The sequence below is a fragment of the Neisseria gonorrhoeae genome (assembly GCF_003315235.1).
Taxonomy (GTDB): domain Bacteria; phylum Pseudomonadota; class Gammaproteobacteria; order Burkholderiales; family Neisseriaceae; genus Neisseria; species Neisseria gonorrhoeae.
The window spans coordinates 126,388-149,560 of record NZ_QNRU01000001.1; the positions used below are offsets into that span (position 1 = coordinate 126,388).

The following is a 23,173-nucleotide window of genomic DNA, read 5'->3' on the forward strand; positions in this document are numbered from 1 at the left end:
AAATGATTGTAAAGCACGCCGTCTGTATTGTCAGCGTTTATTTTTGCCCAATAAATAAATCTCACTGGAGCGATTGCGCGAGGCTTCGGGTTTGCGCGTCTGCACAGTGCCGAAAATTTCGCGCATGGCTGCCATGTATTCCTGATAGCCTGCACCCTGAAAGACTTTGACCAAAAAGCTGCCGCCGGTTTTCAGGTGTTGCGAGGCGAAGTCCAAAGCCAGTTCGCACAGATAAAAGCTGCGTGCCTGATCGCTTACGGCGTTTCCCGACATATTGGGCGCCATATCGCAGATTACAAGGTCGAGCGGGCGGTTGTCCAACAAGGTTTCGAATTGCGCCAAAACGTCGTTCTCGCGGAAGTCGCCCTGAATGAAGGACACGCCCCCTATGGCTTCCATAGGCAGGATGTCCAAGGCGAAAACCGTTCCGGAAGTACCCGTCAGCTTGGCGGCAACCTGCGACCAGCTTCCCGGCGCGCTGCCCAAGTCGGCAAGTACCGTGCCGGGTTTGATTATCTTGTCTTTTTCGTTGATTTCCAAAAGTTTGTATGCGGCACGGGCGCGGTAGCCGTCTTTTTGCGCCATATGGACGTAGTGGTCGTTGATGTGTTCGTGCAGCCACGCTTTTGAGGATTTGGAACGTACAGCCATAGTGGTTCGCGGGTCGGAATGTAAACGGTGTATTGTACGTTAATTTTGCCGTTGCCGTGCCAAATCGCGTACAATGCTGCATTATCCTTTTTATTCAAACAGTAGGAAAATGGCGGATACCAAATTGAACACCAAAGAAATTTTGGAACTGAAAGCGCGCGCGCACCATCTCCATCCTGTTGTGATGGTCGGTCAGCAGGGTCTGACGGATGCAGTCATCAAGGAAACCGATGCGGCACTGACGGCGCATGAGCTGATTAAAGTGCGCGTATTCGGCGACGACCGTGCCGAGCGTATCGAAATCTGCAATACCTTGTGTGAGGCGGTTGACGCGCAACCTGTTCGGCATATCGGGAAACTTTTGGTATTGTGGCGTAAGAATATCGAGGCCTGACAGCCTGAAGTGGTTGTTTTGCTATTGTTCTTTCAATGGGCGGCATGCTGTCCTTCGGCGCGGCATTTCGGCGTGCCGAAACCCTTTCCGGTGAAAACGGATTTTGATTACCGCTCGATGCCGTCTGCAAGTTGCGGCGGCTTCCGTATGATTTGAATTGTTGACAGGATGATTGGAGGGCTTATGCAATTTCCTTACCGCAATGTTCCGGCTTCGCGTATGCGCCGTATGCGCAGGGATGATTTTTCACGCCGCCTGATGCGCGAGCATATGCTGACCGCCGATGATTTGATTTATCCGGTGTTCGTATTGGAGGGGGCGGCGCGCGAGGAGGATGTGCCTTCTATGCCGGGCGTGAAGCGTCAGAGTTTGGACAGGCTGCTGTTTACGGCGGAAGAGGCGGTGAAGCTCGGTATTCCGATGTTGGCACTCTTTCCCGTGGTTACGGCAAACAAAACCGGGCGTGCGCAGGAGGCGTACAATCCCGAAGGACTCGTGCCGTCAACTGTCCGAGCCTTGCGCGAGAGGTTTCCCGAACTGGGCATTATGACGGATGTCGCGCTCGATCCTTATACGGTGCACGGTCAGGACGGACTGACGGACGAAAACGGTTACGTGATGAATGATGAAACCGTAGAAGTCTTGGTGAAACAGGCTTTATGTCATGCAGAGGCGGGCACGCAGGTCGTTGCTCCTTCCGATATGATGGACGGGCGTATCGGCGCCATCCGCGAGGCTTTGGAGGATGCCGGACATATCCATACGCGGATTATGGCATATTCCGCCAAATATGCTTCTGCATTCTACGGCCCTTTCCGTGATGCGGTAGGCAGTTCGGGCAATTTGGGAAAGGCAGATAAAAAGACCTATCAGATGGATCCTGCAAATACCGATGAGGCGCTGCATGAAGTGGCGCTCGATATTCAGGAAGGTGCGGATATGGTGATGGTGAAGCCCGGTTTGCCGTATTTGGACGTTGTCCGCCGCGTGAAGGACGAGTTCGGCGTACCGACTTATGCCTATCAGGTTTCGGGCGAATATGCGATGTTGCAGGCGGCGGTTGCCAACGGCTGGCTGGACGGCGGCAAAGTGGTTTTGGAAAGCCTGCTGGCATTCAAACGTGCGGGTGCGGACGGGATTTTGACCTATTACGCCATTGAGGCGGCAAAGATGCTGAAGCGTTGATATTTGATTCGCAATATTGAAATGCCGTCTGAAACTATGGTTTCAGACGGCATTTTTTACGGTTTACAAAGTTGTATCGAGTGCGGCGGAAATATCGTTCCAAATATCATCTACGTCTTCAATACCGATGGAGAAGCGCAGGAGTCCGACCCTGATGCCCATTTCCATTTTCACATTATGCGGCACGCCGCTGTGAGATTGGGAATAGCAATGGTTGACCAGACTTTCCACGCCGCCGAGGCTGGAGGTCATTTTGACCAGTTTCATGTTTTTAATCACGCTGTTTGCCGCTTCGCGCGTGTCGTTTTTGAGATAAACCGTAACCACGCCGCCGATGCCTTTGGGCATTTGCGCTTGGGCGAGTGCGTAATGTTCGTGAGACGGCAGGCCGGGATGGAACACTTTTTCAATGGCAGGATGGGCTTCCAAACGGCGCGCAATTTCGAGTGCGTTTTTGCAGTGTGCCTCCATACGCAGGGCAAGCGTTTTGATGCCGCGCAACACCAGCCAGCAGTCCGTCGGGCCTGCAATCGCGCCGGTATGCACCATCATATCGTGCAAAGGCTGAGCCAGCTCTTTGGTTTTGGCAACGACGATGCCCATCAATACGTCGGAATGGCCGCACAAATATTTGGTAGCGGAATGGAATGCAAAATCGCAACCCATATCCAAGGGCTGTTGCAGATACGGCGTGGCAAAGGTGTTGTCGATGCCGACCAGCGCGTCGGCTGCTTTGGCTTTCGCTGCAAGGGCTTTGATGTCTACCAAGCGTAAAAGCGGATTGGACGGCATTTCCAGCCAAACCAGTTTGACATTGTGCGCTTTGAGCAATTCGTCCAAATTATCGGGATTGCCCAAATCGGCAAAAACAACGTTCACCCCCCATTTTTGATAAACATCGACCAATAAGTCATATGCGCCGCCGTAAATATCGGCGACCGCGACGATGGTATCGCCCGGGCGCAGGAAGGTACGCCACACGGCATCAATCCCCGCCATACCGCTGGAAAACGCAAAACCTGCCGCACCGTGTTCCAAATCGGCAACGGTGTCTTCCAAAATCTGACGGGTCGGGTTGCTCAGGCGCGAATAACGGTAAGGCACATTTTCGCCGATTTCGTGCAGCGCAAACATACTGTTTTGATAAATCGGCGGCATCAGCGCGCGGTTGTGTTCGTCGCAATCGTAGCCGGAATGGATGGCACGGGTCGGGAATTTCATCTGTTTCTGCCTTGTAAGATATGGATAAGTCGGGATTTTATCACTATCCCGAAAATAGAAACAATCAATGCAGCCGCCAAAAGCAAGTGATATAATCTCGCATTTGCAGGCAGGACGGCCGACAGCGTTTTTTCAGACGGCATCTGCCTGCCATACAATACACACATCTCAATAATTATCTGAATATTAAGGACAAACAACGCATGAACGCCATTGCAGACGTGCAATCCAGCAGAGATTTGCGCAACCTGCCGATCAATCAGGTCGGCATTAAAGACCTGCGCTTCCCGATTACCCTGAAAACCGCCGAAGGAACACAATCCACGGTTGCTCGCCTGACGATGACGGTTTATCTGCCCGCCGAGCAGAAAGGGACGCATATGTCGCGCTTTGTCGCATTGATGGAGCAACATACCGAAGTCTTGGATTTCGCACAATTGCATAGGCTGACTGCCGAAATGGTCGCGCTTTTGGATTCCCGCGCCGGCAAAATCAGCGTTTCTTTTCCGTTTTTCCGCAAGAAAACCGCGCCGGTATCCGGTATCCGGTCCTTACTGGATTATGATGTCAGCCTCACGGGTGAAATGAAAGACGGGGCATACGGCCACAGTATGAAGGTCATGATTCCCGTAACCTCGCTTTGCCCGTGTTCCAAAGAAATTTCCCAATATGGCGCGCATAATCAGCGTTCGCACGTTACCGTCAGCCTGACTTCCGATGCCGAAGTCGGTATCGAGGAAGTTATCGATTATGTGGAAACGCAGGCGAGCTGCCAACTCTACGGCCTGCTCAAACGCCCCGATGAAAAATACGTTACCGAAAAGGCCTACGAAAACCCGAAATTCGTGGAAGATATGGTGCGCGATGTCGCTACTTCGCTGATTGCCGACAAACGCATCAAGAGTTTCGTCGTCGAGAGCGAGAATTTCGAGTCTATCCACAACCATTCGGCTTATGCCTATATCGCCTACCCGTAGGCGCGTTTGCGATGTCCAAATGCCGTCTGAAAGGCATTGGGGAGTTATTCCCGAATCTGCCGCCGCTTTGTTTTCCCAGCCGTAGAGAGATGGGTAAAATCCGGGTGAAGCTTGATGGCGAGGACGGCTTATAGGGTGCGGCAGTGCCGTATCGGTTTGAAATCAATTTGCAATCAAAGTAATAAAAGGATGCACGATGACAGTATTAAGCAAAGAGCAGGTTCTATCCGCATTTAAAAACCGCAAATCGTGCCGGCATTACGATGCGGCACGTAAAATCAGTGCCGAGGATTTTCAGTTTATTTTAGAACTCGGGCGTTTGTCGCCCAGTTCGGTCGGTTCGGAGCCTTGGCAGTTTGTTGTGGTTCAAAACCCCGAAATCCGACAGGCAATCAAGCTGTTTTCTTGGGGTATGGCGGATGCTTTGGATACCGCCAGTCATTTGGTGGTGTTTTTGGCGAAGAAAAATGCCCGCTTCGACAGCCCGTTTATGTTGGAAAGTCTCAAACGGCGCGGCGTTACCGAACCGGATGCCGTAGAAAAATCTTTGGCGAGGTATCAGGCGTTTCAAGCTGACGACATCAAGATTTTGGACGATTCGCGCGCCTTGTTTGACTGGTGCTGCCGCCAGACCTATATCGCGTTAGCCAACATGATGACGGGTGCGGCGATGGCGGGTATCGATTCCTGCCCGGTGGAAGGTTTCAACTATGCCGATATGGAACGCGTATTGTCCGGGCAGTTCGGTTTGTTCGATGCGGCAGAATGGGGCGTGTCCGTTGCCGCGATATTCGGCTACCGGGTTCAGGAAATCGTCACGAAAGCGCGCAGGCCCTTGGAAGAAACCGTTATTTGGGCATAAGGCAGTGCCGTCTGAAAACGCAAGGATTTTCAGACGGCATTTTTTAATGCTTATTTAAAACGATTCGCCGGGAGCGAGATAACGCCATTTGCCGGGCGGCAGCCTGCCGAGTTTGACCTTGCCCATGCGGATGCGTTTCAGCCCGACGATGCGCAGTCCGACCAGTTCGCACATACGGCGGATTTGCCGCTTTTTACCCTGTTTCAACACGAAGCGCAGTTGGTCTTCATTTTGCCATTCTACTTTGGCGGGACGCAGTTTATCACCGTCCAAACTCAATCCGTGATTCAGTAAGGCAAGTCCTTTTTCGTCCAATTTGCCGCGCACGCGCACCAAATATTCTTTTTCACTGCCGCTGTTTTCGCCGATAAGCTGCTTGGCGATACGGCCGTCTTGCGTCAACACCAGCAATCCGACTGAATCGATATCGAGCCTGCCGGCGGGGGCAAGACCGATTTTGTGTTTCGGATCGAAACTGATGCGGCTGGTGTCGCCTTCCCAGCAATTTTCAGGGGTAATCAGTTCGGCGGCGGATTTATAGCCTTTTTCCGCTTGTGCGCTGACATAGCCGACGGGTTTGTTCAGCAGGATGGTAATGCGTGCCGCCTGCTGTTCGTGGGCTTTCTTGTTCAGTTCGATACGGTCTGCCGGTGAAACTTTCTGACCGAGTACGGCGGTTTTGCCGTTGACCGTTACCCAGCCCTGTTCGATATGGCCGTCGGCTTCGCGGCGCGAACAAAGCCCCAGTTGTGCCATACGTTTGGAGAGGCGTATGGTATCTTCTGTATGGTCGGAGGAAATTTTGGAATTCATGGGTACTTTCGGGTGAAGGCCGGCTTAGACTAATTGCTCGCCCCAGTGCAGTTTTTGGCGCAGGGTTTTGAAATATTGGTAGTCGGTCGGGTGTAGGATGCGTAAGGGATTGTGGTAGCGGCGGATGATGATGCGGTCGAGGTTTTGCACGTCGATGAAGGATTGTCCGTCGAAATGAACGCGCGCGTCGCCGCCTTGGGTAACGAGGATTTCGATTTCGGACGTGTCTGGAATGGCGATGGGGCGGTTAGTCATAGATTGCGGGCAGATGGGGACGAGCGTGAAGGCGTGTAATCCTGCCTGCATGATTGGGCCGCCGGCGGCAAGCGAATAGGCGGTCGATCCGGTGGGGGTGGAGACAATCAGCCCGTCCGAACGTTGTGTATAGACGAATTCCTGATTGACGAAGACTTCAAATTCAATCATCTGTCCGGCACCGCCGCGGGAGAGGACGGCATCGTTGAGGGCGAGGGCGCGTTCGGCGGTTTTGCCTTCGCGGATCAGTGCGGCTTCAATCAGGATGCGCTCTTCGGCAAGGTATTTTCCTTCTAAAACGGGCAATAGCTTGTCCGTCATATATTCGCGGGGAATTTGGGTAAGAAAGCCCAAATGACCTTGGTTGATGCCGATAATCGGAACGGCGCGGGGGGTAATTTCGCGGGCGGCAGAGAGAAAGGTGCCGTCTCCGCCTAAGACGGCGACCAGGTCGCAGTATTGCCCCAGTTCGGTCTTGTTGACGATATGGCAGCCGTCGGTGTCTTGGGTATAGATGCAGCATTCCCTTACGCCGACTTCGTCGAGATAGACGGTAAAGCCGTGCTGCTTCAAAAAGGTAATCAGCGTGTGTGCGGTATCTTGGATGTCGGGCGTGTTGGGGCGGGTTACGATACCGATGTTGTGAAAAGGGCTGTTCATGTCGGATGCCGTCTGAAGGTTAGTCTATCCAAATGTCGCGTTCGAGCCTGTCGAGGCGTTCGTTGAGGCGTTCCACGCCGTCGCGCAGTCTGCTTATTTCGTCGAGGCAGTCGGCAAGGGCTTCGTTGCCGGTGTTTGCGGACTCGGGTTCGCGGGAAAATCCGCCGATTTGTTCGGCGATGTTCCTGCCGATTTGTTTGATGCCGTGTCCGATGTCGGTGGCACGGCTGCCGATGCCTGCCTGCGTGCCGAAAATCCGTGCCAATTCGTCCGATGCGCGGGAACGCAGGCTGCCGAGCAGGGACAGTACCGCGATGCCGAGGATGAGGTCGCCTTCGAGCCTGATGTCGCCAGCCCCGGGTTCGCCGCCTTGGAGGATTTTCCGTATCGCGCTGTTGCGGAAGGTAATTTCGGTGTCTGCAAAGCCGTTTCCCGCCGAGAGCAAACCGTCTTCTGTGATGCGTCCCGCCAGTTTCAGCCCGGCAATGTTCAGGGTCAGTGTTTTGCCTGCAAAGGAGGTAAGTTCCGAGCGGCTGTCCGGGCTTTGCAGAATCAGGCGGTTGATGATGGGGAGGAGGGCGGACATATTTTTTGATTGGGGCGGAGAATGCCTGTTGTTGCTGTTGCCGCTTATTTTACAGGCTTAAGCCGTTATCGCAAACGGTACGGATGATTTTGCCCACGCTGTCGTCGGGTAAGAAATCCGGCGCGGGCAGGCCGAGTTTGGCGGCTTCTTCCGTATAAAATTCGCGGCGTGTCGGGTGGCGCGGTTCGATAATGTTTTTCAGCCGCCTGCCGCCGGGGTTGGATGCCGTCTGAAACAGGTTTTCGACGGCGATGTCGCGGTGGACGATATTGACAGGCCGGTTGCCGCCTTGGATGTTTTGCTTTTGCACGAGGCGGCTGACGGGATGGCGTTCGGCGCAATAAAGCCCGCCCAGCCGCAGGATGTCGATGTTCGGAACGCCGTTGTCGAGCAGGTGTTGTTCGGCGGCAAGGATTTGTCGGGCGGACTCGGTTTGCGGATCGGGTGCGGCGGTTTCGTCGCATTCTCGCGCTTTATCGCCGTAAACGCTTGTGCTGCTTGTGAAAATCAGGTGTTGCACGTTGCACGCCCGGGCAAGCTCTGCCCATTGTTTGACGGTGTCGGCGTAATGCGCCAAAAAGGAGGGCGGCAGCAGGAAGAACCAGACGGGTTTGTCGGCGTGATGCCGCCACAATGCCGTCTGAAAGGTATCGGTACGGTTGAGGTCGAAGGTGTCGAGGTGTATGGGCAGGTTGATGTCGTCCGAAGTCAGGCTGCGTTTTATGGCGGCGACGCGGCTGCCGTGTCGGTAAAACTTTTGTGCCAGCGGCAGGCCGAGGTAACCTAGGCCTGTGATGGAGATATGGGGCGGGGGGACTGCGCGCATTCGCTGATACCGTCGGGTAAGTGCCGTCTGAAGGCTGATTCGGACGTTATGGGTTTACGGGTTGCCGTTGCCGATTTTGCGGTCGTATTCCGCGCGGTGTTCGGGCAAAAGATAGGGGCGAAGGAGGCTTAAGGTACGACGGATGCCGCGTGCTTTGGAGTCTTCGGTCAGCTTGGTACGGCCGCGCAGGGAGCTGTCGAAGTCGAACCAGTATTTCGTAACCATCCACATATTGACGGCGAGGTCGTTCATAGCGGTTTGGTCGGCGTTGATGACGTTCAGCCCGTTGAGCTGGGTCAGCAGTTTGACTAGAAGCGGCGAGACTTTGGCTTGGGTAAAGGTATTGTGTTCGCCCAACAATTCGGCACTGCGCGCAAGCAGGGTGTTTACGTCGCTAAAGAGGAAGCGGTATTCCCACATGACATCGTAAATGCCTGCCATATAGTTGATAGAGTCTTCCACATCAGAGGGCAACACGGCTTCATTCAGGTATGCCAACAGGGCTTCGCTGTAACGTTTGAAGAGTTGGACGATGATTTCGTCTTTGTTGCGGAAGTGGTAATAAAGATTGCCCGGACTGATGCCCAAATGCGCCGCGATATGGTTGGTGCTGATGTTGCGCTCGCCTTCCTCGTTGAAAAGCGCAAGGCTGGCGTCGATGATGCGGGTGTAAGTATTGGTTTTTGCAATGCGGGTCACGGGCATACTCCTTGGATTTGCAGGCTGAACGAAGTGGGCAGCCAATTGGGTTCGGCGTGTAATTCTACCTGAAATCGAGTAAATACTGTATTGCAGACGTGTTGCGCCAGTTTCCAGATGTCGTCTGAAGAGGCATTGTTTTTGTTCGCCAAAACCAGAGCCTGCCGGTCATGTACCGCCGCACCGCCGATTTGGAAGCCTTTCAGACGGCATTGGTCGATCAGCCAGCCGGCGGCGAGTTTGACCGAACCGTCGGGCTGCGGATAGAGCGGCATATCGGGATGCCGCTGCAACAGGGTGGCGGCTTTTTCCGCGCTGACGACGGGGTTTTTAAAGAAACTGCCGACATTGCCCAAAACTTTCGGGTCGGGTAATTTGCTGTTGCGGATGGCGGATACCGCATCGGAAACGTCTTTCGCCGTTGCCTCCCTACCTGCACTCAATTCGGCAACCTTCGCCGCCAAATCGCCGTAGCCCAAGTTCGGCACAAAATGCGTTTTTAATGCAAATACGACCGAAACAATCACATAACGCCCTTTGCCTTCCTGCTTGAACAGGCTTTCGCGGTAGGCGAAGCGGCAGTCGGCATTGGAAAGGGTTACAAAGGTTTCCGTATCCAAATCGAAGCAGCGCACGCTGTGAATCACATCTTTCGCCTCCACGCCGTATGCGCCGATGTTCTGCACGGGCGACGCGCCGACCGTACCCGGAATCAGGCTCAGGTTTTCCAAACCGCTCAAACCCAGCGCGACGGTGTGCAACACGAAATCGTGCCAAATTTCGCCCGCCTGCGCTTCAATCAGAACCATGCCGTCTGAGCGCGCAATCTCGCGTATGCCCTTGTTTTCCATATGGACGACCAAGCCGTCGTAATCCTGCATCAAAAGGATGTTGCTGCCGCCGCCCAGCCATAAAACAGTATCGCGGTCGAACTCGGGCAGTCGGACGATGTCGCGCAATTCGTCGGCGTGTTTAAGCGCGATAAAGGCCCGGGCTTGGGCGTGCAGGCCGAAAGTGTTGTAGGGGGTGAGGTCGGTTCGGTATCGGATGGGTTGCATGGTTTGAGCTTTAACTGTATTTGAATTGAAGTGTGCTGCGTTTTCAGACGGCCTTGTGTGATTTGACCAACTCCATACTGTATTTTTCCAAGCACCACACCAAGGCGACGGCTGCGATGGTGAGCGAGGCAATCAATGCCGTCCAGAAGCCGTAAATGCCCATATCGAAACGGTAGGCGAGCAGATAGCCCGGCAGTAGGCCGCAGCCCCAGAAGGCGGCGGCGTGGATGAACATCGGCACCTTGGTGACTTTGTAACCGCGCAGGGCATAGGACGCGATACATTGGGTGAAGTCTGCCGGTTGGAACAGGCCGGCGAACAGCAGGACGGTGGAGGCAATGCTTAAAACTGCCGGATCATCGTTGTACATGCTTGCCAGCGGCGAACGGAATAATACCAAGGAAAGCACGGTAATCACGGCGAGCACCCAGCCCGACACCAGCGATACTCCTGAAATATAACGCGCCCGCGAAAATTCGCGCCGCCCAAGCGAAAAGCCGATGCGCACCGTCCCTGCCGAGCCGACGCTTTGCGGAATCATATAGAGAATCCCCGACAAACTGATGCCGACCTGCTGCGCCGCCACATAATCCTCGCCGAAAGGCGCAATCAAAAACACGATAAACGAAAACGCGCTGGCTTCCAAAAAATAAGACAGCCCGATGGGCGCGCCGATTTTCCAAATCTGTTTGAACACCGCCCAATCCGGTTTGCCGAATTTCGCTGTCAGTCCGAACGGGCGGAAGAATTTTTCCTTGGCGATATAAATCCACAATGCCAGCGCGCTGAACCAAAACACCGCCATTGTCGCCACGCCGCAACCTGCGCCACCCAAAGCGGGCATACCGAATTTGCCGTAAACGAAAATATAGTTCAGCGGCACGTTCAACACAAACGCCGCAAAGCTGACCAACATAATCAGGCGCGGGCGGTTCAGGCTGGAAGCGTAGGCGTGCAGTGCGCGGTGTACCATTGCCGCCGGCATCGCCAAGCTGGTGAACAGCATATACTGCGCCATTGTGCCTTCCACATAATCGCTCAAAGTCAGCCAGTTGCGGAACGGCGTAATCGCCGCCCACATCAAAATCATGCCGAAAATCCCCAAAATCAGCCCGAACCAAATCCCCTGCCGCCCCGTTTCGCCTGCTTCACCGGTTTTACCCGCGCCGTAAAGCTGGGCAATCATCGGGTTCAGCGCCGCCATAATGCCCATAAAGGTAATATAAACCGTGGCAAACGCGCTGCTGCCCAAAGCCACCGCCGCCAAATCTTCCTTGCCCGCACCGCCCGCCATCACGGTATCGACGAAACCGATGCCCACCTGCGCGACCTGCGCCAACAGCATGGGCAGGGCAAGGGCGGTCAGCAGGCGGATTTCTTTCAGGAAGACGGAAAAGGAAAAGCGGTCGAGGTCGAGCAGCATAAGTGTTCAGTCAATAAAAATGCCGTCTGAAACAAAAAAACGGCAGCGGGAAGTGATGAGAAATAATGGTGCACATTATATAGTAAAAAATACCGTGCCGTCAGACGGCGGATACGGGGTATAAAAGTATATTCAGATTGTGTGTATTTTATGGTAAAGTTTGGTTTTAACGACTTGACGGCATTGAGCCGTCGGACAGGGGCTGTTCGGATTCTGAATCGGAAGGAAGCATCGCCGTTTTGACAGCGGCGTGATGCGTTGCGGCAAAGATGCCGTCTGATTGCGGATCGGGCAGTCTTTTGTGTTTACAGGATAAAACAGAAGGCAGATTCTCATGCAGACATGGCAGCTTCCGGAACATATCGCCGACGTACTGCCCACGAACGCGCGGCAGCTTGAAAGCGCGCGCGAGCAGTTGTTGGCACTGTTCCGCGTACACGGTTATGAACTGGTACAGCCTCCGCTGATGGAGTACGCACATTCCCTGCTGACGCATATCGATGCGGGGCTTTCACTGAAAACCATTTTGGTAACGGACAGGCTCAGCGGCAGGCAGTTGGGCATACGCGCCGACATCACGCCGCAGGTGGCGCGTATCGATGCCCATCTTTTGTCCGCCAACCAAGGGATTAACCGGTTGTGTTATGCCGGTCCGGTGTTGCACGCGCAGCCCGACGGTCTGCCGAATATGCGCGAACCCTTGCAGGCAGGGGCGGAAATGTACGGTTTTGCCGACATCCGTGGCGACATCGAGCTGATAGACCTTATGCTGAAAAGCATGAAAATTGCCGATATGGGCAAAGTGCTGCTTTCGCTGGGGCATATCGGCATATTCCGCGCCTTGTCCGATGCGGCGCATTTGGATGCGGGGCAGTCCGCAACGCTGCTTGCCTTGATGCAGGATAAAGATACCGGGTCGGTCGAAGCGCAGGTCAAGGCTTGGAAGCTGGACGGTATGTGGGCAAAAGCATTCTCGTTGCTGCCGCGCCTGTACGGCGGGCGTGAAGTGTTGTCCGACGCGCGCGGACGGTTGCCGGATTTGTCGGCGGTCGGCGGCGCGTTGGACGAATTGCAGGCGGTGTGCGACGCATTCCCCGATAATGAAATCCATATCGACTTGTCCGAGCTGCGCGTCGACAATTACCACACGGGCTTGCTGTATGCCGCCTATGCCGCCGATTTCCACGACGCGGTCGCGCGCGGCGGGCGTTATGACGGATTGGGCGGATATTTCGGCAGGGCGCGCCCGGCAACGGGATTCAGTTTCGACTTACGCAGCTTTATCGGGCGTTTGCCCGCCGTCGAACGGCAGCCCGCCGTGTTGGTCGATGCGGAAGATGCAGAAGCGGCGCGCGAAGCGGTCGAAGCCTTGCGTGAACAAGGGCAGTGTGTCGTGATTGACTACGGTATCGGACACAATGTTTCGGAAGAGCTTGCAGGCCGTCTGAAAAAGACGGACGGCGTTTGGCAGATCGTGAAACGCTAAATACCCGTTCATAGCGGATGAAAGGCAAACCGGGGCGGGGCGCAAAGCCGCACCGGTTTGGGGATTTTCCGCAATAATTTTTAATATCGATAGGTTATATGGCTATGGCTAAAAATGTTGTAGTAATCGGCGCACAGTGGGGCGACGAGGGTAAAGGTAAAATCGTTGACTGGCTGGCGGAAGAAGCCGGCGGCGTCGTGCGCTTCCAAGGCGGCCACAATGCGGGCCATACCTTGGTCGTCGGCGGCAAAAAAACCATTTTGCGCCTGATTCCGAGCGGTATCCTGCACGAAGGATTGGATTGCTTCATCGGTTCGGGCGTTGTCGTTTCCCCCGAAGCCCTGTTGGGCGAAATTGACGAGTTGAACGCGGCAGGCGTGAAAAACGTCGAAGGCCGTCTGAAAATCGCGCCGACCTGCCCGCTGATCCTGCCTTACCACATCGCGCTCGACCAAGCCCGCGAAGCATCGCGCGGCAAAGGCAAAATCGGCACGACCGGCCGCGGCATCGGCCCTGCCTACGAAGACAAAGTGGCACGCCGCGCCATTCGCGCCGCCGATTTGCTGCATCCTGAAAAACTGCGTGAAAAACTGGATGCCGTCCTTGCCTATTACAACGTCCAACTCCAATACCTGCACAACGCCGGACCGGTTAAAGCGGAAGACGTGATGGCGGTTATCGAAAAAGTCGCGCCGCGCATTGCGCCGATGATTGCCGACGTGTCCCGCGTGTTGAACGAAAAAAACAAAAACGGCGAAAAACTGCTGTTTGAAGGCGCGCAAGGTGCGTTGTTGGACATCGACTACGGCACTTACCCCTTCGTTACCTCGTCCAACTGTCTCGCCGGCGCGGCTTCGGCAGGCGCGGGCGTAGGTCCTCAAATGCTGGATTATGTTTTGGGCATCGTCAAAGCCTATACCACGCGCGTCGGTTCGGGCCCGTTCCCGACCGAATTGTTCGACGAAGTAGGCGCAGGTTTGGCGGAGCGCGGACACGAATTCGGTTCGGTAACCGGCCGCGCGCGCCGCTGCGGCTGGTTTGATGCCGCCGCCCTGAAACGCTCCATCCAAATCAACGGCATTTCCGGTATGTGCATTACCAAACTCGATGTAATGGACGGCGTTGAAACCATCAATATCTGCGTCGGCTACGAATTGCCAGGCGGCGGCAAAACCGACATCCTGCCTTGCGGTTCGGATGCGGTGGAAACCTGCAAACCGATTTACGAAACCATGCCCGGCTGGCGCGAATCGACTGTCGGCGTGAAAAGCTACGACGCATTGCCTGCCAATGCCAAAGCATATTTGAAACGGATTGAAGAAGTCTGCGGCGCGCCGGTCGCCATCGTCTCCACCGGCCCCGACCGCGAAGAAACGATTGTGCTGCATCATCCGTTCGCATAAGGTTTTGCAGTAAAAATGCCGTCTGAAGCCCTAATTGGTTTCAGACGGCATTTTTACCGCTGTTTTATCTGATATTTTCTGTCCGGACACGGTTTGTCGGGGATATATCAATGCGGCGTATCCGGTGCGGAAATGGATACGGTTGGTGCCGGTATGGAAACCTGATGTTTTCAGTCGGCATATACGAAAAAACCGTACTGCTTGTGCGTACGGTTTTTTGTCGTTTCAAATCGGTTTAAAGCGATTTGAGGCGGGCGATTCGGTTGTCCAGCGAAGGGTGGGTGCTGAGCAGGGAGTCGCGCGTATCTCCGGCGATGCCCATTGCGTTCATTTCTTCGGGCAAATCGACCGGGTTGCCTTTAAGCCTTTGCAGGGCGGAAATCATTTTCGGTGCGCCGACCAGTTTTGCCGCGCCCGCGTCGGCGCGGTATTCGCGTTGGCGGCTGAACCACATGACAATCAGGCTGGCAAGGAAGCCGAACAGGATTTGGAATACCATGCTGACTAGGAAATAAGTTCCCTGGGACTGGCTGCCGTCGTTGTTTCGGGCAATCAGGTTGGCAATAATGCGCGACAGGAACACGACAAAGGTATTGACCACGCCTTGAATCAGCGTCAGCGTAACCATGTCGCCGTTGCCGACGTGCGCCATTTCGTGCGCCAACACGGCTTCCACTTCGTCGCGCGTCATATGGTCGAGCAAACCGGTGCTGACGGCGATCAGGGAGCTGTTTCTCGATGCGCCCGTGGCAAAGGCATTGGGTTCGGGGGAGTGGTAGATGGCGACTTCTGGCGTTTTCAGGTTCCATTGCCGCGCTTGGGCTTCGACAGTGTTCAGAAGCCAGGCTTCTTCTTCGGTGCGCGGCGTGTCGATGACTTCCGCACCGACCGATTGTTTGGCGATAAATTTGGACATCAGCAGCGAAATAATCGAACCAGTGAAGCCGACGACGGCGGAATACGCCAACAGGCTGCCCGCGCCGCCCCGGCTGTTGATGCCCAGAACCGCCAAAACAATGTTGATTACGACCAAAACAGCGATATTGGTAGCCAAAAACAGAAAAATGCGTTTCACGGATGTTCCTTTTTGGTAGGGTGTGATGTTTTGAAACTTTGGGGATTGTCCCAAAAAGTTGCCGCCTTGTGAATATCAGGCTCGGCAAAGGTATGCAAAACATTTGCTTGCAAATGGCAGTTTGTGCAGTTGGTTTTTGAACTATTGCGCCAAGCCGTGTAGAATCGTAAACCATCTGTTTGATTCCAATAAACACATTTAAAAGGATCACTTCATGAAAGCATTACTTTTAGGCGCACCGGGCGCGGGCAAAGGCACTCAGGCGCAATTCATCACCGCCGCGTTCGGCATTCCGCAAATCTCTACCGGCGACATGCTCCGTGCCGCGATTAAGGCAGGCACGCCCTTGGGTTTGGAAGCGAAAAAAATCATCGATGAAGGCGGTTTGGTGCGCGACGACATCATTATCGGCATGGTCAAAGAACGCATCGCGCAAGACGACTGCAAAAACGGTTTCCTGTTCGACGGTTTCCCGCGTACATTGGCGCAAGCCGAAGCGATGGTGGAAGCAGGCGTGGGTTTGGACGCGGTCGTTGAAATCGACGTATCCGACAGCGTGATTGTCGACCGCATGAGCGGCCGCCGCGTGCATTTGGCTTCCGGCCGTACTTACCACGTTACCTACAATCCGCCTAAAACCGAAGGCAAAGACGACGTAACCGGCGAAGATTTGATTCAGCGCGACGACGACAAAGAAGAAACCGTGAAAAAACGTCTTGCCGTTTACCACGAGCAAACCGAAGTTTTGGTTGATTTTTACAGCAAGCTGGAAGGCGAACACGCGCCGAAATACATCAAAGTCGACGGTACCCAAGCAGTAGAAGCTGTGAAAGCCGAAGTATTGGGCGCATTGGGCAAATAAATCGAAAAGGTCGTACCCACGGGCAGGCTTCGCACTCTGAAAACAGAAAATCAGGTTTTCAGACGACCTGTTTTTGATAAACAGCGTGTTGCAACCGAAAAATAATCATTCGGCGTCATTCCCGCGCAGGCGGGAATCCATTTCTGAATTTGGGCAATCGCTGTTTAAATCTGATGAACTGAGTTTTATCAATGGATTCCCGCCTGCGCGGGAATGACGGCTGATGTACCGGTTCAAATTTATCCGAAACAGTTTGTCGGGGGCTTGAGTCCGCGTGGGTCGGACATCAATGCCCGGCCTACGGTTTGAATTTACGTTGTTATAGCGGATTAACAAAAATCAGGACAAGGCGGCGGACCGCAGACAGTACGGATAGTACGGAACCGGTTCGCCTGGTGCTTGGGCGCCTTAGGGAATCGTTCCCTTTGAGCCGGGGCGGGGCAACGACGTACCGGTTTAAAGTTAATCCGCTATACTGCGAAAAAGACGATAAAGGTCGTCTGAAAACCCGAAACGAAAACACCATGAATCCTTTAATCACCGACTTCCAAACTCCGCAACAACGTACCCCCGTCATCGTTGCCCTTGATTTTGCCAACGAAAAAGACACGCTCGGATTCGTCCGCAACCTTGATCCGGCGTTGTGCCAAATCAAAATCGGCAAAGAGCTGTTTACCGCTACGGGGCGCAGTTTGGCGGAAAGCCTGATTCATCAGGGTTTCAAACTCTTTCTTGATTTGAAATACCACGATATTCCCCACACCGTCGCGCAGGCGTGTAAAGTCGCCGCCGATATGGGCGTGTGGATGGTCGATATGCACGCGTCGGGCGGCAGACGTATGATGGAAGCCGCCGCCGAAGCCGTTGCCGGATACGGCACGAAACCGCTCTTAATCGGCGTAACCGTGTTGACCAGCATGGAGCAAAGCGATTTGGCGGAAATCGGTTTGAACACCGCCCCTGAAGAACAAGTCATCCGTTTGGCAAAACTGGCACAAAGTTCGGGCTTGGACGGCGTGGTCTGTTCCGCCCAAGAAGCCGCGCCGCTGCGCCGCGAATTGGGACGGGATTTTGTCTTGGTTACACCGGGTATCCGCTTGGACGTTGCCGGCAACAACGACGACCAACGCCGCATTATGACACCCGCCGAAGCCTTGGCGGCGGGTTCGACTTATCTGGTGATGGGCCGCCCCGTTACCCGAGCCGCCGATCCGGTCGCCGTATTGCGCGAAGTGAACCGCGTGGCAAACCTTGAAGCAAACTGATTTTCAGGCGGTCTTACAGGTTAAGGTTGTCTGAACAAAACACAACGGAGGCAATATGCCCGCCAAGTTCCAACAAGAAACCCTCAAATCCCGTTTCGCACAAGCCAAAGTTCTTGTTGTCGGCGACGTGATGCTCGACCGCTATTGGTTTGGCGACGTGTCCCGAATTTCGCCCGAAGCACCCGTGCCGGTGGCAAAAATCGGACGAATCGACCAACGGGCGGGCGGCGCGGCGAACGTTGCGCGCAACATCGCTTCGTTGGGCGGCAGGGCAGGGCTGTTGTCCGTAACCGGCGACGACGAAGCCGCCGCCGCGCTCGACGCGCTGATGGTGCAGGACGGCGTCGCCTCCTATCTGATGCGCGACAAACAAATCGCCACCACCGTCAAACTGCGCGTCGTCGCCCGCAACCAGCAGCTTATCCGCCTTGATTTTGAAGAACATCCCAACCGCGAAGTGTTGGAACAAATCAAGCGGAAATACCGCGAAATCTTGCCCGAATACGACGTAATCATTTTTTCGGACTACGGCAAAGGCGGTCTGTCGCATATCTCCGATATGATCGATTGGGCGAAACATGTCGGCAAAACCGTCTTAATCGACCCCAAAGGCGACGATTACGAAAAATATGTCGGCGCAACTCTGATTACGCCCAACTGCGCCGAATTGAAAGAAGTGGTCGGCAGTTGGAAAAACGAAGGCGATCTGACCGAAAAAGCGCAAAACCTGCGCCGCCACCTCGACTTGACCGCCGTTTTGCTGACCCGGAGCGAAGAGGGCATGACCTTGTTCAGCGAAGGCGAACCCATTTACCAGCCCACCCGCGCCCAAGAAGTTTACGACGTGTCCGGCGCAGGCGACACCGTCATTGCCGGAATGGGCTTGGGGCTGGCGGCAGGCTGCACCATGCCCGAAGCCATGTACCTTGCCAATACTGCGGCCGGGGTTGTCGTGGCGAAACTCGGTACGGCGGTTTGCTCGTTTGCAGAGTTGGTTGAAGCACTGGACGGGCAATAAATCTTTTCAGACGGCATGACCATCCAATGCCGTCTGAAACCCTCAAAACAAAGGAAACCGAATATGACCATCATCGTAACAGGCGCGGCCGGCTTTATCGGCAGCAACATCGTCAAAGCCCTCAACCAACGCGGCATTACCGACATCGTCGCCGTCGATAATCTGACAAAAGGCGAAAAATTCAAAAACCTTGCCGAGTGCGAAATCGCCCACTACCTCGACAAACACGAATTTATCCGCCAAGTGAGGGAACACATTTTACCTTATCAAAACATCGAAGCCGTTTTCCATCAAGGCGCGTGTTCCGATACGATGAACCACGACGGTTTGTATATGATGGAAAACAACTACCAGTACACGCTGGATTTGTTGGACTGGTGTCAGGACGAACGCATCCCCTTCCTTTATGCCTCCAGTGCGGCGGTTTACGGCAAAGGCGAAATCTTCCGCGAAGAGCGCGAACTCGAAAAACCGCTTAATGTGTACGGCTACTCCAAATTCCTGTTTGACCAAGTATTGCGCCGCCGCATGAAAGAAGGTCTCACCGCCCAAGTCGTCGGCTTCCGCTACTTCAACGTTTACGGACAACACGAACAACACAAAGGCCGCATGGCATCCGTCGCCTTCCACCATTTCCACCAATACCGCGAACACGGTTACGTCAACCTGTTCGGCAGCAACGACGGCTACGGCAACGGCGAACAAACCCGCGACTTCGTCAGCGTCGAAGACGTCGCCAAAATCAACCTCTACTTCTTCGACCATCCCGAACTTTCCGGCATCTACAACCTCGGCACCGGCCGCAGCCAACAGTTCAACGAACTCGCCGCCGCCGCCGTCAACGCCTGCCGCGCCGCCGAAGGCAAATCTGAATTGAGCTTGAAAGAGTTGGTAGAAGAAGAACTTATCCGCTATATCCCCTTTCCCGACGCGCTCAAAGGCAAATACCAGGGCTTCACCCAAGCCGACATCACCAAATTGCGCGAAGCCGGATATAAGGAAGAATTTTTCGATGTCAAAGCAGGTGTCAACCGCTACGTCAAATGGATGCTGGAAAATTTGGCTTAATTTGAATGCCCGTAAAAAAATCGTCTGAAAATATCAGGCGATTTTGATTTGTTTAACTTTATATATGGATTTCGATGATGACCGAAATGCAACAACGCGCCCAACTGCACCGCCAAATTTGGAAAATCGCCGACGAAGTACGCGGCGCGGTGGATGGCTGGGACTTTAAACAATACGTTCTCGGCACACTTTTCTACCGCTTTATCAGCGAAAACTTCACCGACTATATGCAGGCCGGCGACAGCAGCATTGATTACGCCGCTATGCCGGACAGCATCATCACGCCCGAAATCAAAGACGATGCCGTCAAAGTCAAAGGCTATTTCATCTACCCCGGCCAGCTTTTTTGCAATATTGCCGCCGAAGCCCATCAAAACGAAGAGCTCAACACCAAGCTGAAAGAAATCTTTACCGCGATTGAAAGCTCCGCCTCCGGCTACCCGTCCGAACAAGGCATCAAAGGCTTGTTTGACGACTTCGACACCACCAGCAGCCGGCTCGGCAGCACCGTTGCCGACAAAAACAAACGCCTTGCCGCCGTCCTTAAAGGCGTGGCGGAACTCGATTTCGGCAATTTTGAAGACCACCGCATCGACCTTTTCGGTGATGCCTACGAATACCTGATTTCCAACTACGCCGCCAACGCAGGCAAATCCGGCGGCGAATTTTTCACCCCGCAAAGCGTCTCCAAGCTGATTGCGCGGCTGGCGGTGCACGGGCAGGAGAAAGTCAACAAAATCTACGACCCCGCCTGCGGCTCGGGCAGCCTGCTCTTGCAGGCGAAAAAACAGTTTGACGAACACATCATCGAAGAAGGCTTCTTCGGGCAGGAAATCAACCACACCACCTACAACCTCGCCCGCATGAATATGTTTCTGCACAACGTCAATTACAACAAATTCCACATCGAATTGGGCGACACGCTGACCAACCCCAAACTCAAAGACAGCAAACCCTTTGATGCCGTCGTCTCCAATCCGCCCTATTCCATCGACTGGATAGGCAGCGACGACCCCACCTTGATCAACGACGACCGCTTTGCCCCCGCAGGCGTACTCGCACCGAAATCCAAAGCCGATTTTGCCTTCATCCTGCACGCACTGAACTACCTTTCCGGCAGAGGCCGCGCCGCTATCGTCTCATTCCCCGGCATTTTCTATTGCGGCGGCGCAGAGCAGAAAATCCGCCAATATCTGGTGGAGGGCAACTATGTGGAAACCGTGATTGCCCTTGCGCCCAATCTCTTTTACGGCACCTGCATCGCCGTCAATATCCTGGTTTTGTCCAAACACAAAGACAATACCGACATCCAATTCATCGATGCAGGCGGCTTCTTTAAAAAAGAAACCAACAACAACGTCTTAACCGAAGAACACATTGCCGAAATCGTCAAACTCTTCGCCGACAAAGCCGATGTGCCGCATATCGCCCAAAACGCCGCCCAGCAAACCGTCAAAGACAACGGCTACAACCTCGCCGTCAGCAGCTATGTCGAAGCCGAAGACACCCGCGAGGTCATCGACATCAGACAGCTCAACGCCGAAATCAGCGAAACCGTCGCCAAAATCGAACGGCTGCGGCGTGAAATTGACGAAGTGATTGCAGAGATTGAAACCTAGGCAGTTGTTGCATATTTTGCAACAACTGAATGGGAAAGAGGCCGTCTGAAAATACGGGCGGCAACCTGTAAGCAATCCTTACAAGTTCAAATCAAGAAATTTTCGGGGAAAATACATGACAACAGAAAATAACGCTTTTGAAAACGCCAAACACATCGACGAAACAGGCAATGAATATTGGTCGGCGCGCACCTTGCAGCAAATCTTGGAATATTCCGAATGGCGCAATTTCCAACGGGCCATTGATAAAGCCATAACCGCTTGCGAAACATCAGGAAATGACAAAAATCATCATTTTGTTGAAACCAACAAAATGATAGCCCTTGGGAAAGGCGGGCAGCGCGAAGTGGCGGATTACCGCCTTTCCCGCTATGCCTGCTACCTGATTGTGCAAAACGGCGATCCGTCCAAAAGCGTCATTGCCGCAGGGCAAACCTACTTTGCCGTGCAAGCCCGCCGCCAAGAGCTGCAAGACGAGGCAGCATTCAGGAGTTTGGGCGAAGACAAACAACGCCTGCTGCTTCGCAGGCAGCTGCGCGAACACAATACCGACCTTGCCGCCGCAGCCAAGGATGCAGGCGTAGAAAAACCCGTTGAGTACGCCGTCTTCCAAAACCACGGCTATCGGGGGCTATACGGAGGACTGGACAAGCAGGGCATACACAGCCGCAAAGGCTTGAAGAAAAGCCAGAGAATCCTAGACCACATGAACGCCAGCGAACCGGCTGCCAATCTGTTTCGCGCCACGCAAACCGAAGAAAAACTACGCCGCAAAAACATCCAAGGCAAAACACAGGCAAACCGGGTGCATTTCGAAGTCGGACAAAAAGTGCGCCAAACCATTGAAGAACTGGGCGGCATCATGCCTGAAAACCAGCCCGTACCCGAGAAAAGCATCAAACAGCTTGAGAACGAAGAACAGAAAAGGCTTGCCGCAACCGAACAGCATCAAAACGGCAAAAAATAACCGCATTCAGGCTACCTGAAAAAGCAGCCTGCACACGATTTCAGGCAGCCTGAAAGCAGGACGGGCTTCAGCCCGCAGAAACAACGGCAAACGGACATAGCGGGCTGAAACCCGCCCCGCAACCGCCCCATATCCCGCCGCAGCGGGAAGGAAACGGAAAACAACCATGGATATGCAAAGCAAAGCGAAAAAATTGATTGAGATGATTCAGACGGCACCGGTGGAGTGGAAGCCATTGGGGGAGGTTTTAGTTCGTACAAAAGGAACTAAGATAACTGCTGGACAAATGAAAGAAATGCATAAAGATAATGCGCCGTTAAAGATTTTTGCAGGAGGAAAAACTTTTGCATTAGTTGACTTTGATGATGTTCCTGATAAGGATATCCATAGAGAGCCTTCTATTATCGTTAAATCAAGAGGTATTATTGAATTCGAATATTACGATAAACCATTTTCGCATAAAAATGAAATGTGGTCTTATCATTCAGTTAATAAACATATTTATATAAAATATGTTTATTATTTCTTAAAAACACAAGAAAACTATTTTCGTAATATCGGATCAAAAATGCAAATGCCACAAATAGCAACACCAGATACAGATAACTATAAAATCCCCATCCCATCATTGGAAACCCAACAAAAAATTGTAAAAATACTTGACAAATTCACCGAGCTGGAAGCTACGCTGGAAGCTACGCTGGAAGCGGAATTAGCCCTGCGCAAACGCCAATACCGGTATTACCGCGACTTACTTTTAGATTTTGACAATCAAATCGGGGGGGGATAGCTGACGGCTA

23 protein-coding genes are annotated in these 23,173 nt (G+C 53.7%); 13 read left to right on the forward strand and 10 right to left on the reverse strand.

The genetic code is table 11. The features are described 5' to 3' along the window. Positions 1-30: 30 nt before the first annotated feature. Positions 31-651, reverse strand: a complete 621-nt coding sequence (locus DFR77_RS00745; protein WP_003687807.1) for an RlmE family RNA methyltransferase — start codon at positions 649-651, stop codon at positions 31-33. Positions 652-760: 109 nt separating this feature from the next. Here DFR77_RS00745 and yhbY point away from each other — a divergent pair, with 109 nt between their 5' ends. Beyond that, on the forward strand, positions 761-1,045 hold the full coding sequence (yhbY, locus tag DFR77_RS00750) for a ribosome assembly RNA-binding protein YhbY (RefSeq protein ID WP_003690833.1): 285 nt from the start codon (positions 761-763) through the stop codon (positions 1,043-1,045). 183 nt (positions 1,046-1,228) lie between these two features. Then, positions 1,229-2,230 (forward strand): porphobilinogen synthase, encoded by a 1,002-nt coding sequence (hemB, locus tag DFR77_RS00755; RefSeq protein WP_003687809.1) that lies wholly within the window; start codon positions 1,229-1,231, stop codon positions 2,228-2,230. A gap of 63 nt (positions 2,231-2,293) precedes the next feature. Here the strand turns inward: hemB and DFR77_RS00760 are convergent, their stop codons facing one another. Then, on the reverse strand, positions 2,294-3,451 hold the full coding sequence (locus tag DFR77_RS00760; RefSeq protein WP_003687810.1) for a trans-sulfuration enzyme family protein: 1,158 nt from the start codon (positions 3,449-3,451) through the stop codon (positions 2,294-2,296). Positions 3,452-3,654: 203 nt separating this feature from the next. Here DFR77_RS00760 and folE2 point away from each other — a divergent pair, with 203 nt between their 5' ends. Continuing rightward, complete coding sequence (gene folE2 / locus DFR77_RS00770; RefSeq protein WP_003687811.1) at positions 3,655-4,428, forward strand: GTP cyclohydrolase FolE2; 774 nt, start codon at positions 3,655-3,657, stop codon at positions 4,426-4,428. Between the two features lie 196 nt (positions 4,429-4,624). Continuing rightward, positions 4,625-5,290 (forward strand): NAD(P)H-dependent oxidoreductase, encoded by a 666-nt coding sequence (locus DFR77_RS00775; RefSeq protein WP_003692780.1) that lies wholly within the window; start codon positions 4,625-4,627, stop codon positions 5,288-5,290. Between the two features lie 54 nt (positions 5,291-5,344). On the opposite strand, the gene DFR77_RS00780 is transcribed toward DFR77_RS00775, so the two are convergent. From DFR77_RS00780 to DFR77_RS00810, 7 genes are read right to left on the reverse strand one after another with little or no spacing between them, the layout of a single operon-like run. After that, positions 5,345-6,103 (reverse strand): pseudouridine synthase, encoded by a 759-nt coding sequence (locus DFR77_RS00780; RefSeq protein WP_003692782.1) that lies wholly within the window; start codon positions 6,101-6,103, stop codon positions 5,345-5,347. A 24-nt stretch (positions 6,104-6,127) separates the two neighbouring features. After that, complete coding sequence (locus DFR77_RS00785; RefSeq protein ID WP_003687818.1) at positions 6,128-7,018, reverse strand: NAD(+) kinase; 891 nt, start codon at positions 7,016-7,018, stop codon at positions 6,128-6,130. Between the two features lie 19 nt (positions 7,019-7,037). Next, positions 7,038-7,604 carry a ubiquinone biosynthesis accessory factor UbiJ gene (locus DFR77_RS00790; protein ID WP_003690844.1) on the reverse strand — a complete coding sequence of 189 codons (567 nt, stop codon included), beginning with the start codon at positions 7,602-7,604 and terminating at the stop codon, positions 7,038-7,040. Between the two features lie 49 nt (positions 7,605-7,653). Continuing rightward, positions 7,654-8,430, reverse strand: a complete 777-nt coding sequence (locus DFR77_RS00795; RefSeq protein WP_047924259.1) for an SDR family oxidoreductase — start codon at positions 8,428-8,430, stop codon at positions 7,654-7,656. A gap of 54 nt (positions 8,431-8,484) precedes the next feature. Then, positions 8,485-9,135, reverse strand: a complete 651-nt coding sequence (locus tag DFR77_RS00800; protein ID WP_047924258.1) for a TetR/AcrR family transcriptional regulator — start codon at positions 9,133-9,135, stop codon at positions 8,485-8,487. Then, the gene (gene murB, locus DFR77_RS00805; protein WP_057321578.1) at positions 9,126-10,187 is read right to left on the reverse strand and encodes a UDP-N-acetylmuramate dehydrogenase; all 1,062 of its coding nucleotides are present in this window, start codon (positions 10,185-10,187) and stop codon (positions 9,126-9,128) included. The genes DFR77_RS00800 and murB overlap by 10 nt, the downstream gene beginning before the upstream one ends. Before the next feature lie 43 nt (positions 10,188-10,230). Then, the gene (locus DFR77_RS00810; protein WP_003687823.1) at positions 10,231-11,610 is read right to left on the reverse strand and encodes a sodium-coupled multidrug efflux MATE transporter NorM; all 1,380 of its coding nucleotides are present in this window, start codon (positions 11,608-11,610) and stop codon (positions 10,231-10,233) included. 334 nt (positions 11,611-11,944) lie between these two features. Here DFR77_RS00810 and DFR77_RS00825 point away from each other — a divergent pair, with 334 nt between their 5' ends. Continuing rightward, on the forward strand, positions 11,945-13,096 hold the full coding sequence (locus DFR77_RS00825; RefSeq protein ID WP_003690853.1) for an ATP phosphoribosyltransferase regulatory subunit: 1,152 nt from the start codon (positions 11,945-11,947) through the stop codon (positions 13,094-13,096). 104 nt (positions 13,097-13,200) lie between these two features. Continuing rightward, the gene (locus DFR77_RS00830) at positions 13,201-14,499 is read left to right on the forward strand and encodes an adenylosuccinate synthase (RefSeq protein WP_010359891.1); all 1,299 of its coding nucleotides are present in this window, start codon (positions 13,201-13,203) and stop codon (positions 14,497-14,499) included. Positions 14,500-14,734: 235 nt separating this feature from the next. On the opposite strand, the gene htpX is transcribed toward DFR77_RS00830, so the two are convergent. After that, positions 14,735-15,574 carry a protease HtpX gene (gene htpX / locus DFR77_RS00835; protein WP_010357358.1) on the reverse strand — a complete coding sequence of 280 codons (840 nt, stop codon included), beginning with the start codon at positions 15,572-15,574 and terminating at the stop codon, positions 14,735-14,737. A 214-nt stretch (positions 15,575-15,788) separates the two neighbouring features. Between htpX and adk the strand changes: the two genes are divergently transcribed. The 7 genes from adk (at position 15,789) to DFR77_RS00875 (ending at position 23,163) form a co-directional block, all read left to right on the forward strand. Beyond that, entirely contained in the window at positions 15,789-16,436 is a 648-nt protein-coding gene (gene adk / locus DFR77_RS00845; protein WP_003687832.1) for an adenylate kinase, read from the forward strand. Between the two features lie 524 nt (positions 16,437-16,960). After that, positions 16,961-17,701, forward strand: a complete 741-nt coding sequence (pyrF, locus tag DFR77_RS00850) for an orotidine-5'-phosphate decarboxylase (RefSeq protein ID WP_003687835.1) — start codon at positions 16,961-16,963, stop codon at positions 17,699-17,701. A 55-nt stretch (positions 17,702-17,756) separates the two neighbouring features. Next, entirely contained in the window at positions 17,757-18,719 is a 963-nt protein-coding gene (gene hldA / locus DFR77_RS00855; protein WP_003692794.1) for an ADP-heptose synthase, read from the forward strand. A gap of 63 nt (positions 18,720-18,782) precedes the next feature. After that, the gene (gene rfaD, locus DFR77_RS00860; RefSeq protein WP_003687838.1) at positions 18,783-19,787 is read left to right on the forward strand and encodes an ADP-glyceromanno-heptose 6-epimerase; all 1,005 of its coding nucleotides are present in this window, start codon (positions 18,783-18,785) and stop codon (positions 19,785-19,787) included. Positions 19,788-19,861: 74 nt separating this feature from the next. Beyond that, positions 19,862-21,406, forward strand: coding sequence for a type I restriction-modification system subunit M (locus DFR77_RS00865; protein WP_003692796.1), 1,545 nt, complete (start codon positions 19,862-19,864; stop codon positions 21,404-21,406). A 115-nt stretch (positions 21,407-21,521) separates the two neighbouring features. Beyond that, positions 21,522-22,373, forward strand: a complete 852-nt coding sequence (gene dinD, locus DFR77_RS00870; protein WP_003687842.1) for a DNA damage-inducible protein D — start codon at positions 21,522-21,524, stop codon at positions 22,371-22,373. A gap of 166 nt (positions 22,374-22,539) precedes the next feature. Next, the gene (locus DFR77_RS00875) at positions 22,540-23,163 is read left to right on the forward strand and encodes a restriction endonuclease subunit S (RefSeq protein WP_010357374.1); all 624 of its coding nucleotides are present in this window, start codon (positions 22,540-22,542) and stop codon (positions 23,161-23,163) included. Positions 23,164-23,173 lie beyond the last annotated feature (10 nt).